Genomic DNA, 11,754 nt, shown 5'->3' with positions numbered 1-11,754 from the left:
AGACCGATGACCGTGCACCACGGCTGGTACCTGCTGGCCTTCCACTCCGAACTGACCGACGAGATCACCCCGTTGGCCGTCGGCCCGCGCCGCCTGATCGCCGTCCGCGAGGGCGATCGGATCCGCGTCCTGGACGCCTCCTGCCCGCACCGCGGCGCCCACCTCGGCTACGGCGCCCGGCGCGAGGGCGACTGCCTGGTCTGCCCCTTCCACGGCAAGCGGATCGGCCTCGGCGACCCCTCCAAGCACTGGTCGGTCGCCGAACACCGGGTACTGGAATGGGGCGACGCGCTGTTCGTCCGGCTCTCCGACGACCCCGACGGCAACTGCGGCGGAGACCGCGACGGAGACCGCGACGGCGACCTTGAAGGCGACCGCGGCTTCGAGCAGGCGGTGAAGGGCTGGGAAGGCGACTACCCGCTGGTCGCCGCCGTCAGCCTGCCCGTCGCCGTACCGTCCGAGTACGTCGTCGAGAACGCCTTCGACCCCGACCACTTCAAGGCCGTGCACGGCGTCCCCGGCACCCGCGGCATGACCGCGCGCGACGGCGAACACGGCGAACTCGTCATCGAGGGCGAGTTCCTGATGCAGACCTCCCCCTGGCAGGACGCCCGCACGCTGGAGGAGATCCGCTGGGAGGCCGTCCGCACCGGCCGGGTCCGCTGGGACTTCAAACCGCGGTTCCACGCCCAGGCGTTCAGCCCCAACGTCGTCGTCACCGAGTTCGGCCCGGAGGCGGAGCGGCAGGTGATCGTCACCGGCTCCGTGCCGACGGAGGACGGCGGCTGCATCGCCCGGGTCGCCATCGGCGTCCGGGAGAACCAGCGGGCCGCGCTGCCGGCTCTGCTCGGCGGCAGCGAGAAGGCGCTCGCCGAGGACAAGGTGGTCTGGGAGCACCTCGACCACGCCGTGACGCCGCGCTACGACGCCCGCGACGAGCCGGTGCTCGCCTTCCGGCGGTTCTGCGCCGACTTCACCGGAGGCGAGCGTGCCTGAGGCCCTTCACCTGCACCGCCAGGGCGAAGGCCCGGCCGTGCTCTGGCTCCACGGCTACACCATGGACTCCACCACCTGGCAGCCCCTGTGGGACCGCCTCCCCGGCTGGACCCACATCGGCGTCGACCTGCCCGGCCACGGCGGCTCCGCCCCGATCCCCCCGGGACTGACCCTCCCGTCCCTGGCCCGGCAACTGGCCGAGGTCGCGAAGGAGACCGGTGCCCGGCGGGCCGTCGCACTCTCCTTCGGTTCCATGTCGGCGCTGCAACTCGCCGTCCAGGAGCCGTCGTTGCTCGACCGTCTCGTCCTCGCCGCCCCCACCCTCGCCGGCACTCCCAACGAGGACTCCGCGCGGGTCCGCTACCGGCAGTTGCAGATGCTCCACCGCTTCGCCGGCCCCGGCGAGCAGCTGGCTGACCTCTGGATGCAGTCCCCGCCCGACATCTTCACCGGCACCGAACGCCACCCCGCCCTGCGTGCCTCGCTCAGGTCCGTGGTCGCGCGCCACACCTGGGCCGAACTCGGCAACCGCGCCATGGACGCCCTCACCGCCCACCGGCACACCTCGGACGACCTGCGCCGCATCACCGCCCGGACGCTGGTCCTGCTCGGCGACGAGGACATGCCCGCCTTCACCCGCAACGCCGAACTGCTCCGCGACACCGTCCCCGACTGCCGCCTGGAGACCCTGCGGGAGACCGGCCACCTCCCCCTCCTCGAACGCCCGGAGGAGTGCGCCCCGCTGCTCGCCGCCCACCTGGCCTGACAGGCGCCACGCCCTCCCTGGCAGGGGTGCGGCCACCCGCGGACAGCAGCACGCCCCCGGCGCCACCGGCGCCCCCGCCTCCAGGGCGAGGGCGCCGTCGTCGTTCCCGCCGGCGGACCCGCCGGGCCGGTCCCCCCGGGCGGTCGTGGGGCGGACGGGCCGCGCTCCGGCCGTCGGCGCCGAGGCGCGGCCACGCAGCGGAGACGCGCGTGTAACGCTTCGGATCGTGCGAGCCAAGTAGAGACGTAAGGAAGTGCTCGTCGTCCCAAGGAGTCATCCGTGTCAGCGGAGCACCCGATAGCACCACCCTCGCGAGACCCGGCGGCGTTCGCCGTGTTCTACCAGCAGCAGTTCGACACCGTGCTCGGTTTCGTCACCCGCCGCACCGACAGCGTGCACCTGGCCGCCGATCTGACGGCCGACATCTTCCTGACGGCACTGGAGCAGGCCGACCGCTACGACGCCCGCCGCGGCGCGCCCGTCGCCTGGCTGTACGGCATCTCCCGCAACGTCCTGGCCGCCCACTTCCGCGGCAGCGTCCGCGAGCTCGACGCGGTGGCCAGGATCGCCGGCCAGCGGATGCTGGACGACCAGGACGTGTCCGCGATCGAAGGACGCATCGACGCAGCCCGCGAGGCCCGCGGGCTGGCGGGCAGGCACGCCGCCCTGTCCGAGCCGCTGCGCGCGGTGCTGGACCTGGTGGCCGTCGACGGGCTCGCCGTCCGCGAGGCCGCCAAGGTCCTGGGCATCAGCGCGGCCACCGCCCGGGTGCGGCTGCACCGGGCCCGCAAGGCACTGCAGAAGGCCGTCCCGCAGGCCGGCACCGCCAGTACGTCCGTGAACGCCCTCCTGGAGGCCGCCTCGTGAACACGCCCCTGCACTTCCAGCAGCAGCTCGGCGCCGAACTCGCCGCCCGTGCCGCCGACCTTCCCGCCGCGGGCGCCCCGGTCCGGGTCCGGCCGCGCCACACCCGCAAGCTGGTGACGACCGGCCTCGGGCTGGCCGCCGCCGTCACCGCGGTCGTCCTGGTGCCGCACGGCGGCGCCACCGGTGGGGCCCCCGCCTCGCAACCCGGTGTCACGGCCTCCCAGGCGGCCGACGGCGGTTCGACGGCGGTGCGGCTCACCACCGCCTCCTACACGGTGGCCCCCAACACGGACGGCACCGTCTCCTTCCAGCTGATCGGCGCCGACTGGTCCGGGCTCCAGGAGGCCCTGCGCTCGGTGGGTGTGCCCGCACTGGTCATGACGGCATCGGCCGACTGCCACACCCGCGTCACCACCGACGGCAGCCGACTGGAGTCGGTGACGTCGATGGACCCCAAGAACGGCCGGATCACGATCCTGCACCCCGCCGCGATCCCGCCCGGCGAGAAGCTGCTGCTGGTCAACACGGCGCCCGAGGGCGCGCTCCACCCGGGCACCGTCGGGAACGTGGACATCTCGCTGACCAAGGAGACCCCCGGCTGCTTCCCCCTCTCCCAGAGCGGAATCGGCGTGGGCTGAACCGCCCGGGCCCGGTCCGTCACGGGCGGGGTCGGGGTCGAACGCCGGCGGCCCGCTCCCCGGTGCCGGGGAGCGGGCCGCTTCGGCGTACGGTGCGGCTACTGGTGCAGGTAGGTGTCGGTGAAGCTGGTGCCGCCGGAACCCAGGCCGCTGGTGCGGGCCTCGTAGGTGCCGTTCGCGCTGGGGTCGAGGGCGACCGGGCCGTAGGAGCCGAGCGACTTGCCGTTGACCGTGGCCGAAGTGAAGCTCAGGGTGCCGAAGTTGGGGTAGGACCCGGTCGGCGACTCGATGATGACCTCGGCGCTGGTCCGCTGTGCGGACAACGTCTTGGTGGTGGTGTACGTCCAGCCGCGGGTGGAGTCGGTCAGCTTGAGGGTGTACTTGCTGTTCCCGGTATAGGTCACTGAGGCGCTGATGGAGTCGCCGGCCGACACCGGGTACGAGCCGGTGCTCAGGTAGACCGGGTTCGCCGGGTACATCTCGTACCAGGCCTGGTTGACCGGGCTGCCCGAGGAGCAGTCGGTCGCCACCCCGGTCTGCTCGACGGTGGAGGAACCGTACCCGTCGATGCCGACCCAGGGGGCGTACAGGTCGTTGGTGGAGTTGCAGGTCGCGCGCGGCTCGGTCCAGGTCGCCGAGACCGAGGTGAAGCCGCTGCCCTGGGCGGCGTAACCGCCCCAGTTGTAGCCGTTGGTGTTGTAGCTCAGCGGGCGGAACGACAGCGCCTGTGCGGCCGCCGCCGTGGTCGGTACGGCCGGTGCGGCGACGGTGGCGGCAGCTGCCGCGAGGGTGGCGACGCGTATGAGGACACTGCGCATGCTTGCTCCTTCGTGGGGGACGGGCAGGCGGCTCTCACGCCGGTTCGATCCGTGGGGGTGGCCGTGGTGGCGTGGCACGAGCAGGATTGCCGACCTGTCATGAGCCGAGCAAGGGGAGCGACGCGAAGGTTGAAGAAGGAATTACCATGGTGGGTAACGGACTTGACGTTCGCTGCCCCGCCCGTAGCGCCCTCCACCACGGCGCGCATGGGTAGGGCCCGCTCCCTGCGCGCAGGAAGCGGGCCCAGAGGCAGGGGCCTGTGTGCTCTGGTACGGACCGTTCGTGGGTTACGCGGTTCCGAGCACCACTTCATGGCGATCGGGAGGTACCACACCGCGATCGTTCGGGAAGCGCCGGCAGGACGGCTTGTAGCCGTGGGCAGTCCGGGCCGGCTGGACGGCGTAGGTGACGAACCCGGCGTGCTCGCCGGTCGGGACGAATCCTGCCTTGAGGAGGACGCGGCCGGAGGCCGGGTTGTCCGGGTGGTGCCTGGCGTGGATCTCGGGCAGCCCGAGGCGGTCGAAGCCCAGGGCGAGAGTCCTGCGAACCGCCTCGGTCGCGTGGCCCTTCCCCCAGGCGTCCGCGCGCAGGATGTAACTGAGTGCGGCGGCGGGGCGGTCCAGGTGGAGCCGTGTGATCCCGAGCAGGTCGCCGTCGAGATCGAGGCCGAGGGTGAAGTCCGTACGCGGGGACCGGGTGGGCGAGGCCGCCGCGTCGTGCGTGACGCGGCGGGCTTCGGCAGTGTCCATCGGCCCCCGTCCGAGGAACCGGGTCGATGTCGGGCTGTAGATCCGCTGGAGGGCTGCGGTGTCGGCAGTGGTCAGCTCTCGCAGTTCGATCACTCGTTCACCGCTTCCACGAGGGCGGCCAGTTCGGCAGCGGTCGGCCGGTCGGGGGGCTCGGACAGCAGGGCGTCCCGCAGGTGGGTCTGAAGAGCGGGCCAGGGCATCGTGCTGGACAGGCGGAGGGATCTGGTGGCGATGGCTTCCCGAATCGCCTCCACCGGTGTGCCCCGGCCGAGTCCGGCGGCCTCGTAGTCAAGCGGCCAGTTGCCCGTGACGCAGGTCCACAGGGCGCCGGCGAGGGCGTAGACGTCGGAGGCCTGTGTCGTGTCGACGGGCTGGGGGCCGGCGATGATGCGGGCCGCCAACTCCGGGGCGGTGAGGTGGATCATCGTGCCGTGGAACGCGGTCCACGGAGTGGTGCCGACCTGCCGGGACCAGGCGAAGTCGAGGAGGCGGACCGTGCCGGCCCCGCCGTGGACGCCGTGCTGGGGCTGGAGGTCGCCGTGCACCCACCCTGCGCCGTGGAGGCCGTCCACGGCGCGGCACAGCCCGACCGCAGCGGTCAGGGCCTCGTCCCGCCCTCCTTCGCCCCTGCGTAGGGGGCGGAAGACCTGCCACGTCGACGGCCCGACCAGCCACGGGGTGACGAGCCAGACACCGTTGTCGAACCGGCCGGCGGTCACGGTGTAGCCGGGGAGCTGATCCAGTACGGAGGCCTCGCGAGCGGTGACCTCAGCGGCCTCCCCGGTACCGAGTTTGATGCTCGCGATGCCCCGGGGCCCGGTCGCCTTCCAGACGGCCGAGCCCCGCCGGTCGCTGATCTGCTCCAGTGCGACCGGTCCGCAGACGGCCTCCGCTGCCTTCAGCGCTTCGACGGCCTCGGAAGTGAACTCGCCCACTCGCGTACTGCCTTCCATTCGCAGGGGATGTGTTCGAAGACGGCGCGGCCATCGTCCACGGCACCGGCCACTGCCGCCGCGAGGTCGGGTGTGCCCGTCAGGAACTTCGGATCGAGGGGGCGGACGGCCGCACGCACCGGGAGGAACGAGAAGGGTGCCGACGGGACGGTGTGCCCGGATCGGCTGACTTCAGAAACCCCCTTCGCGAACTTGCCGAACATCACGCCGACCGGACCGAAGAGGTGCTTCAAGGCCCAGTGCGGCCAGTCCATCAGTTCGCGGTGGCCGGCGTCGGGGCACTGCCCGACCAGCACCACGTTCTCGCACGCAAGCGCACCGTAAGGCCGGGCCATCAGGGGCCGGATCCACTCGGCGGCCTGCACACCCGCGTGGAACAGCTCCGCTTCGATGGCGTACCGGTGCGTGCCGGGCGCGATCTCGTAGACGGACCACCTGGTCATACCGCGCGCGGTGGACGGCTGGAGGAACGGGCAGTGCCGTTGCATGGCGGCCACGTAGTTGCTCACGTTCACGGTGGTCGGATTGTCGGTCCGGGCCTCGATGAGGCGGAGCGCCCCGGCGGTCGGCCGGGACGCTCCGCCGGATGGTGCGGTGATCACCGGTGGGCTGCCGTGGCGGTCAGATCGTCGCCGTCGCCGGGCGCGGGCGAGCAGTTCCACTCGGCCCAGACCTCGCCCGTCTCGCGGTACCGGGCCAGGGCCTTGGTGTTGACCGCGCCGTCGGCGTCCGTGAACCAGATCGCGGGCAGGGGACCGTACGCCTCCTCGTACGCGCTCACCCAGGAGACGAAGCCGATGCCCGAGCTCTCGACGTGCGCCAGCCTGCGGCCGGCGTGCTGGACGGCGAACGTCTCGTGCGCGGCCGGGTCGTCGACGAGCGTGTGCCACGCCGCGTCGATGGCGCCGGAGAACATCTCCGGCGCGGCCTGGCCAGCGTCGTTCCGACGCGCGGCGATGGTGAAGAACTTGCCCAGCTCGTCCAACTCGGTGCGGGGCCTGATGGTGGTGGTGCTCATGGGACTCTCCAATCGGGTTGGCCTGCTCGCCCGGAAGCGGACGAGCAGCAGTGCAGGGGTGCGGGTCCGGCGGGAGGAGGCCCGGCAAGTCGGCTTGCGGCTACCGCTTCTCGGAGGCCAGTGGGGCACCGGTGTGCTCCTCCGGCGTGAGGACCGGGCGAGAGGGCGCCAGGCACTCCCCGTGAGCCAAGTGCTGTGCGTGAGTTCGGACGAGCATCCGGCCGATGGTGGGGTACTCGTCGGCCGGGTAGCGCGCCTTCGCATCGACGAAGAACGCACATCCCGGGCATTCGCCGGCGGCCATGAGATCAGCTCCCCACACCTGATGAGATGTCGTCAGCAGGACGGTAGGGAGCCGAGGGCCGTGCGGTCGATGAAGTTGCACCCGGTTGCACCGGTTCACCCGAGCGAGTCGATGGCCTTGGCGATGCAGGTCCGTGCCGTCACGCCTCGGACGGCGAGCTTCGCCAGTTCGACGAAGGCCCGGTGATAGGTGCTGATCTCGCTGGGAGAGGAGATGTTGATCTCGGCCGTCAGGGTCTCCACCGCGACCAGCTCGTCGTCGAAGGCGTAGAACGCTTCGAGCGGCCACACTGTACGGAGCACGCCCCGCGGGATGATCCCGAAGGAGACGTTCGGCTGAGCCATGACCGACAACAGGCGTTCCAGCTGGCCGGCCATGGCCGCGTCGTCCGCCACTCGGTAGTACAGGACCGTTTCCTCGACCAGGATCGCGAACCGCTGGCCGGCGTTCTGGATCACGGCCGATCGTCCGGTCCTGGCTCGAACGGCCTGGTCGACATCATCAGGCGTCCCATGGAAGTCGGTGATCGACCGAAGGAGCCCTGTTGCGTACCCGGCTGTCTGCAGCATTCCCGGCACGACGTTGGATGCGTAGACCCGGAAGTTCCGTGTTCGTTGGTACAACGGGAGGGTCTTCTCGTGGATCCGTCGCATGCCGTCGCGGTGGATCTGCCGCCACTGCACGTACATCGAGTCGGCGGAACGTGAAGCCGAGATGAGGTCCGAGGCCTGGTCCTCGGATCCGCAGACGGCGCACCAGGCACGGATGTCCGCATCCGAAGGCGCGGTCAGACCGCGCGCGATCCGCGATGACTTCGACTTGTGCCACCCGCACCGGACGGCCAGTTCATCCCCGGTGAGCCCCGCGTCCCTCTTCATCGCGTCCAGGCGTGCGGCGATCTCTGCGCGTGCGGCCTTCGCACTGGACAGCGGAGAGGTGGGCATGAACCGGCCGATCGGCTTCCGGTGTAGGCGCTAGAGGGTGAACTTCTGGTGCGGGACCCCGGCGTCCCACACGGCCTCGAAGGCCGAGACGCAAAGCGCCACCACCGCCGGCTCGTCGGTCTGATCAGTGTGGACCCACCGGCCGTCGCCGTCGAAGACGTTGAACTGGACGACACGACCGTCGAAGATCCAGCAGTCGTTCCCGGGGAGCGCGATTCCCGACGCACCACGCCTGGGAAGCCACCGAATCTCCTCACCCGCCGCGATATTGGTGAAGGTCCCGGAATGCTCGAAGCGAATGTACTCGCTCACCGGTTCAGAGACGACCCTAGCGCGACGAATCGCGACGCCCTTGCGGGTGACTTCCTGCACCAGGTCCAGCCACGGCCGCCACCATGAGTCCCGGTTCTCGGGGTCCAGCCTCTTGCCCTGACGCCATGCGGTGAACCCGTCGGTCTCGTTCTCGACCGCGTACCAGTCCCGCATCTCCAGGTGCACCGCGGAGTGCTGCGCGGATCGGATCAGATCGGCGAAGCTAGAGAGCGTCTGCGCCACGAAGGGCCTCCCTGAGAAGCGGGATCATGCGTTTGGGGATCCGGACCACGGCCTCGTGCTCCGGGATGGGGCCGGCCTTCCGGCACTCGGCCTCCGTTGCCAGATCTGCCTTCCAGCCTTGGATCACCAGCTCCCCGCGCTCCTCGTCGAGCCACACGGACGGGCATCCGTGATCGCCCGACTCCGGGTCCTTGCCGAGGAATCGTAGCTCCATGACCACCTCCGCTGATGCGTCTGTTGCGCTCAGTTGTGACGACCTTGAACTCGGCCCGCTGACGCCGTCAACGGCGCATCGGCGCACGGGCGGCACGGGCGTCACTTCCCTGCACTCCGTCGGGCGTGCCCGCGAGGCCCTCGCCATGGGTGGGCGAGGGCCTCCGCGTGTCTCAGTGCTGCTCGTTCTACGGGGCCCACGCCTCGTTGCGGTCCAGGTCGCGGAGCAGGTGGAGGAGGTTGAGCATGGTGCTGACCGGGGCGTTGCCGAAGTCGACGAGGATGCGCCCGTCGAGGGTGGACTCGCCCGGCGAGGCGGAGCCCCAGAGGAGCCCGTACGGCATTCCGCGTCGGTGCAGTTCGCCCAGGAGGGCCGTGATCTGCGGCCCGCTGTAGTCGAGCATCCGCGGGTCGTCCGGGGCGACGGGTTGGCGGGTCACGCGGCGGAGTCCAGCTCGTACCAGACGCTCTTGCCGCGCTTCTGGGGGTCGATGCCCCAGCGGTGGGTCAGGCCCTCCACCAGCTGGAGGCCGCGGCCGGTCTCGGCGAACTCGGCCGAGGTCCGCTGCTGGGGGACGGCGTCGGACTCGTCGGAGACAGTGACGCGGAGCGTGTGGCCGAGGAGGGAGAACCAGACGACGGGGGCCGTGGTGTCGCCGTGGCGCCAGGCGTTCACGAGGAGCTCCATCAGGGCGAGTTCGGCGTTGAAGATGGTCTCGGGGTGCCAGCCGTTGCGGGTCAGGACGTCCCGCAGGGCCTGCCGGCTGAGCGTGAGCGAGGGGGTGTTACGGGTGCACACGGGAACCTCCGTGAGGCTGTGGTGTGGGAGAGGAGACGACGGGCGTCGCCGTGAGCCAGGCCAGGCCGGAGTAGGGCTGGTTGCTCTTCGGTGCCGGGGCAGCAGGCGCCTACTGCCCGGGATGCAGGCATTGCTGACGATCCGTCGGATCGAGCCAAGGATGACGATAGCGCATCGACTCTTAAATTAAATTCGAACGCGGGAGGGTTCCTCCGAGCGAGGGATGCGCGCCGCCGAGCCCGGATGGATCCGCCAGCGCCCGGCGCGGCACACTGGCCTCTGTACCGGCAGAGAGGACGCCATGGCCCTTCGAATCCCCACCCTTCGTCAGCGACGCCTCGGGGCCGAACTGCGGAGGATGAGAGAGCAAGCAGGCTTCGGCGGCAGCCACCTCGCCCGTCTGCTCGGGGTGACTGCTGCCCTGGTGAGTCAGATGGAGAACGGGAAGTCGGCTGTGGCCGAGGCGCGTCTGCGTGAGATCGCGGCGGCCTGCGGGTGCGGCAACAAGCCGCTGATTGATGCGCTCGCTGACATGACCCGGGAGCGAGAGACCGGCTGGTGGGAGGAGTACAGCCCGAACCTGAACACCGACCTGCTCGATGTGGCGGCGATCGAAGCCCATGCCCGGCGCATCTCCACCTACTCGATCACCTTCCTGCCGGGGTTGCTTCAGACTCCGGCCTACGCCGCTTCGGTGTTCGCGCGCGCCATCCCGCCACTGCCGCAGGCCGATGTCGATCTCCGCTTGGGCTTCCGCCTGCGGAGGCAGCAGGTCGTCCGGGATGGCGCCACGCCTTACACGGCGTTCATCCATGAAGCCGCGCTCCGCATGCAGTTCAGCGGACCGGCGGCGCTCGCCGAGCAACTTGGCGCCCTCGTCGACCATTCCGAGAGCCCCGGCATCTCGGTCCGAGTCGTGCCGTTTAAGATCGAATCGCTGCCCGGTCCCAGCGAGAACTTCGTCTATATTGCTGGCCCGGTGCCCGAGCTGGACACTGTGCAGATCGACATCAGCTTCGGTTGTCCACTCTTCGATGTGCCATCTGACCTGGAAAGTTACCGCGAGATCCTCGATCGGATGTCATCCGTAGCCCTCTCCGAAGATGACTCGCGACACTTCATCCGATCGATCAAGAAGGAGATAGAGGGCAGTCATGAGTAGCCCCGAATGGCAGAAGTCCAGCTACTCCGGATCAAGCAACGCATGTGTTGAGGTCCGTACCTCCGACGGGCTGATCGAACTCCGCGAGTCCGACGAGGGCGACGTCATCGTCCGCACCTCGCCCGCCAAGTTCGCCGCCTTCCTCCGGGGCGCGAAGGCCGGCGAGTTCGACCACTTCATCGGCGGCGCCTGAGCACTTCGCCCCGTCGAGCGGGTGCTCGACGGGGCGAAATCCTCAGGTCACCCGGACCGGGCGGACCTCGACGAGGTCGCCCGGTGCCGAGGGCATGCGGCGGGCCCAGGCCACCGCCTCCGCCTCATCGGCGACGTCGATGACCCAGAGCCCGCCCAGGTGTTCGTGCCCTTCCCGGTACGGCCCGTCGGAGACCGGCGCCCCAGTGGGGCCCCCCGGCACCACCAGCCGGGCGCTGCTGCTGCGGTGCAGCCCGCCGCCGTAGCGGACGGCGATCCCCGCCTCGGCGAGCGTCCGGCCGAATCTCGCGTGCGCGGCGTCGAGTGCGGCCTCCTCCGCCTCGGTCAGCCCGTTCCAGACCCGCTCGTCGCCGTGAATGAGCAGGGTGTATTCCATGATCCTCAGTTCTCCGTTCGCACCGGCCGGTTGGTCCGCGGTGGCCCGTCGCAGCGACGGACCTCCACCCGGCCCGATTCGCTGACCGGCAGTTTCGCCGCCCAGCCGAGCGCCTCCTGTTCGGAGGGCACGTCGATCACCCAGAGGCCGCCGACCTCCAGGACGCCGTCTTCCGCCCGGGCCTCGCCCTCGGCGGCGGCCGGCCGGGCCAGCCGCGCGCCGTAGGCGATCCGTACGCCGGCCTCGGCCAGTTCGCGTCCGAAGGCGCGGTTGGCGGTGAAGCGGGCCTCGCGTTCCCCGGGCGTCATCCGGTCCCAGTCCGTCTCCTGTCCGAAGACCAGCAGCGCGTACTCCATGTCCCCTCCCCGGAACCCACGAACAA

The 11,754-nt window shown here is 70.5% G+C and carries 18 protein-coding genes; 6 read left to right on the top strand and 12 right to left on the bottom strand.

The window, feature by feature from the left end; translation table 11 throughout:
- Window positions 1–6: 6 nt before the first annotated feature.
- The 4 genes from AB0D10_RS19710 to AB0D10_RS19695 all read left to right on the top strand — a co-directional run bounded on the left by AB0D10_RS19710 (window position 7) and on the right by AB0D10_RS19695 (window position 3,267).
- Entirely contained in the window at window positions 7–996 is a 990-nt protein-coding gene (locus AB0D10_RS19710) for a Rieske 2Fe-2S domain-containing protein (RefSeq protein ID WP_360257827.1), read from the top strand.
- On the top strand, window positions 989–1,762 hold the full coding sequence (locus AB0D10_RS19705) for an alpha/beta hydrolase (protein ID WP_360257825.1): 774 nt from the start codon (window positions 989–991) through the stop codon (window positions 1,760–1,762). The genes AB0D10_RS19710 and AB0D10_RS19705 overlap by 8 nt, the downstream gene beginning before the upstream one ends.
- A 279-nt stretch (window positions 1,763–2,041) precedes the next feature.
- On the top strand, window positions 2,042–2,629 hold the full coding sequence (locus AB0D10_RS19700) for an RNA polymerase sigma factor (protein ID WP_360257823.1): 588 nt from the start codon (window positions 2,042–2,044) through the stop codon (window positions 2,627–2,629).
- Window positions 2,626–3,267, top strand: a complete 642-nt coding sequence (locus AB0D10_RS19695; RefSeq protein ID WP_360257820.1) for a hypothetical protein — start codon at window positions 2,626–2,628, stop codon at window positions 3,265–3,267. The genes AB0D10_RS19700 and AB0D10_RS19695 overlap by 4 nt, the downstream gene beginning before the upstream one ends.
- Window positions 3,268–3,365: 98 nt before the next feature.
- On the opposite strand, the gene AB0D10_RS19690 is transcribed toward AB0D10_RS19695, so the two are convergent.
- The 10 genes from AB0D10_RS19690 to AB0D10_RS19645 form a co-directional block, all read right to left on the bottom strand.
- Window positions 3,366–4,085: a G1 family glutamic endopeptidase gene (locus tag AB0D10_RS19690; RefSeq protein WP_360257818.1), complete on the bottom strand. Its 720-nt coding sequence runs from the start codon at window positions 4,083–4,085 to the stop codon at window positions 3,366–3,368.
- A gap of 288 nt (window positions 4,086–4,373) precedes the next feature.
- Window positions 4,374–4,928 carry a GNAT family N-acetyltransferase gene (locus AB0D10_RS19685; protein ID WP_360257815.1) on the bottom strand — a complete coding sequence of 185 codons (555 nt, stop codon included), beginning with the start codon at window positions 4,926–4,928 and terminating at the stop codon, window positions 4,374–4,376.
- The gene (locus AB0D10_RS19680; protein WP_360257813.1) at window positions 4,925–5,770 is read right to left on the bottom strand and encodes a hypothetical protein; all 846 of its coding nucleotides are present in this window, start codon (window positions 5,768–5,770) and stop codon (window positions 4,925–4,927) included. The genes AB0D10_RS19685 and AB0D10_RS19680 overlap by 4 nt, the downstream gene beginning before the upstream one ends.
- Window positions 5,734–6,297 carry a hypothetical protein gene (locus tag AB0D10_RS19675; protein WP_360257810.1) on the bottom strand — a complete coding sequence of 188 codons (564 nt, stop codon included), beginning with the start codon at window positions 6,295–6,297 and terminating at the stop codon, window positions 5,734–5,736. Before AB0D10_RS19675 ends, AB0D10_RS19680 begins: the two co-directional genes overlap by 37 nt.
- Before the next feature lie 89 nt (window positions 6,298–6,386).
- Window positions 6,387–6,806 carry a hypothetical protein gene (locus AB0D10_RS19670; RefSeq protein ID WP_360257808.1) on the bottom strand — a complete coding sequence of 140 codons (420 nt, stop codon included), beginning with the start codon at window positions 6,804–6,806 and terminating at the stop codon, window positions 6,387–6,389.
- Between the two features lie 399 nt (window positions 6,807–7,205).
- Window positions 7,206–8,054 carry a helix-turn-helix transcriptional regulator gene (locus AB0D10_RS19665; protein WP_360257806.1) on the bottom strand — a complete coding sequence of 283 codons (849 nt, stop codon included), beginning with the start codon at window positions 8,052–8,054 and terminating at the stop codon, window positions 7,206–7,208.
- Window positions 8,055–8,084: 30 nt separating this feature from the next.
- Window positions 8,085–8,609: a DUF6879 family protein gene (locus AB0D10_RS19660; RefSeq protein WP_360257804.1), complete on the bottom strand. Its 525-nt coding sequence runs from the start codon at window positions 8,607–8,609 to the stop codon at window positions 8,085–8,087.
- Window positions 8,590–8,823, bottom strand: a complete 234-nt coding sequence (locus tag AB0D10_RS19655; protein WP_360257802.1) for a hypothetical protein — start codon at window positions 8,821–8,823, stop codon at window positions 8,590–8,592. Before AB0D10_RS19655 ends, AB0D10_RS19660 begins: the two co-directional genes overlap by 20 nt.
- A 187-nt stretch (window positions 8,824–9,010) precedes the next feature.
- Window positions 9,011–9,262 carry a hypothetical protein gene (locus tag AB0D10_RS19650; protein WP_360257800.1) on the bottom strand — a complete coding sequence of 84 codons (252 nt, stop codon included), beginning with the start codon at window positions 9,260–9,262 and terminating at the stop codon, window positions 9,011–9,013.
- Window positions 9,259–9,621 carry an ATP-binding protein gene (locus tag AB0D10_RS19645; protein WP_360257797.1) on the bottom strand — a complete coding sequence of 121 codons (363 nt, stop codon included), beginning with the start codon at window positions 9,619–9,621 and terminating at the stop codon, window positions 9,259–9,261. Before AB0D10_RS19645 ends, AB0D10_RS19650 begins: the two co-directional genes overlap by 4 nt.
- Window positions 9,622–9,844: 223 nt before the next feature.
- Here AB0D10_RS19645 and AB0D10_RS19640 point away from each other — a divergent pair, with 223 nt between their 5' ends.
- Both AB0D10_RS19640 and AB0D10_RS19635 read left to right on the top strand, forming a co-directional pair.
- Entirely contained in the window at window positions 9,845–10,783 is a 939-nt protein-coding gene (locus AB0D10_RS19640; RefSeq protein WP_360257794.1) for a helix-turn-helix transcriptional regulator, read from the top strand.
- Window positions 10,776–10,976, top strand: coding sequence for a DUF397 domain-containing protein (locus tag AB0D10_RS19635; RefSeq protein WP_360257792.1), 201 nt, complete (start codon window positions 10,776–10,778; stop codon window positions 10,974–10,976). Before AB0D10_RS19640 ends, AB0D10_RS19635 begins: the two co-directional genes overlap by 8 nt.
- Before the next feature lie 42 nt (window positions 10,977–11,018).
- On the opposite strand, the gene AB0D10_RS19630 is transcribed toward AB0D10_RS19635, so the two are convergent.
- Complete coding sequence (locus AB0D10_RS19630; protein WP_360257789.1) at window positions 11,019–11,372, bottom strand: YciI family protein; 354 nt, start codon at window positions 11,370–11,372, stop codon at window positions 11,019–11,021.
- A gap of 5 nt (window positions 11,373–11,377) precedes the next feature.
- Window positions 11,378–11,728: a YciI family protein gene (locus AB0D10_RS19625; protein WP_360257787.1), complete on the bottom strand. Its 351-nt coding sequence runs from the start codon at window positions 11,726–11,728 to the stop codon at window positions 11,378–11,380.
- Window positions 11,729–11,754 lie beyond the last annotated feature (26 nt).

This window comes from Kitasatospora sp. NPDC048545 (genome assembly GCF_040651155.1).
GTDB lineage: Bacteria > Actinomycetota > Actinomycetes > Streptomycetales > Streptomycetaceae > Kitasatospora.
The sequence above is the reverse complement of the archived record's forward strand: the minus strand, read 5'-3'. Positions and strand labels throughout refer to the sequence as shown.

What these genes read in the sequence shown, in the direction of transcription:
- AB0D10_RS19710 (WP_360257827.1), top strand. Translation starts at nt 7, where the DNA reads ATGACCGTGCACCACGGCTGGTACCTGCTGGCCTTCCACTCCGAACTG.
- AB0D10_RS19635 (WP_360257792.1), top strand. Translation starts at nt 10,776, where the DNA reads ATGAGTAGCCCCGAATGGCAGAAGTCCAGCTACTCCGGATCAAGCAAC.
- AB0D10_RS19640 (WP_360257794.1), top strand. Translation starts at nt 9,845, where the DNA reads ATGCGCGCCGCCGAGCCCGGATGGATCCGCCAGCGCCCGGCGCGGCAC.
- AB0D10_RS19665 (WP_360257806.1), bottom strand. Translation starts at nt 8,054, where the DNA reads ATGCCCACCTCTCCGCTGTCCAGTGCGAAGGCCGCACGCGCAGAGATC.
- AB0D10_RS19630 (WP_360257789.1), bottom strand. Translation starts at nt 11,372, where the DNA reads ATGGAATACACCCTGCTCATTCACGGCGACGAGCGGGTCTGGAACGGG.
- AB0D10_RS19655 (WP_360257802.1), bottom strand. Translation starts at nt 8,823, where the DNA reads ATGGAGCTACGATTCCTCGGCAAGGACCCGGAGTCGGGCGATCACGGA.
- AB0D10_RS19670 (WP_360257808.1), bottom strand. Translation starts at nt 6,806, where the DNA reads ATGAGCACCACCACCATCAGGCCCCGCACCGAGTTGGACGAGCTGGGC.
- AB0D10_RS19690 (WP_360257818.1), bottom strand. Translation starts at nt 4,085, where the DNA reads ATGCGCAGTGTCCTCATACGCGTCGCCACCCTCGCGGCAGCTGCCGCC.
- AB0D10_RS19625 (WP_360257787.1), bottom strand. Translation starts at nt 11,728, where the DNA reads ATGGAGTACGCGCTGCTGGTCTTCGGACAGGAGACGGACTGGGACCGG.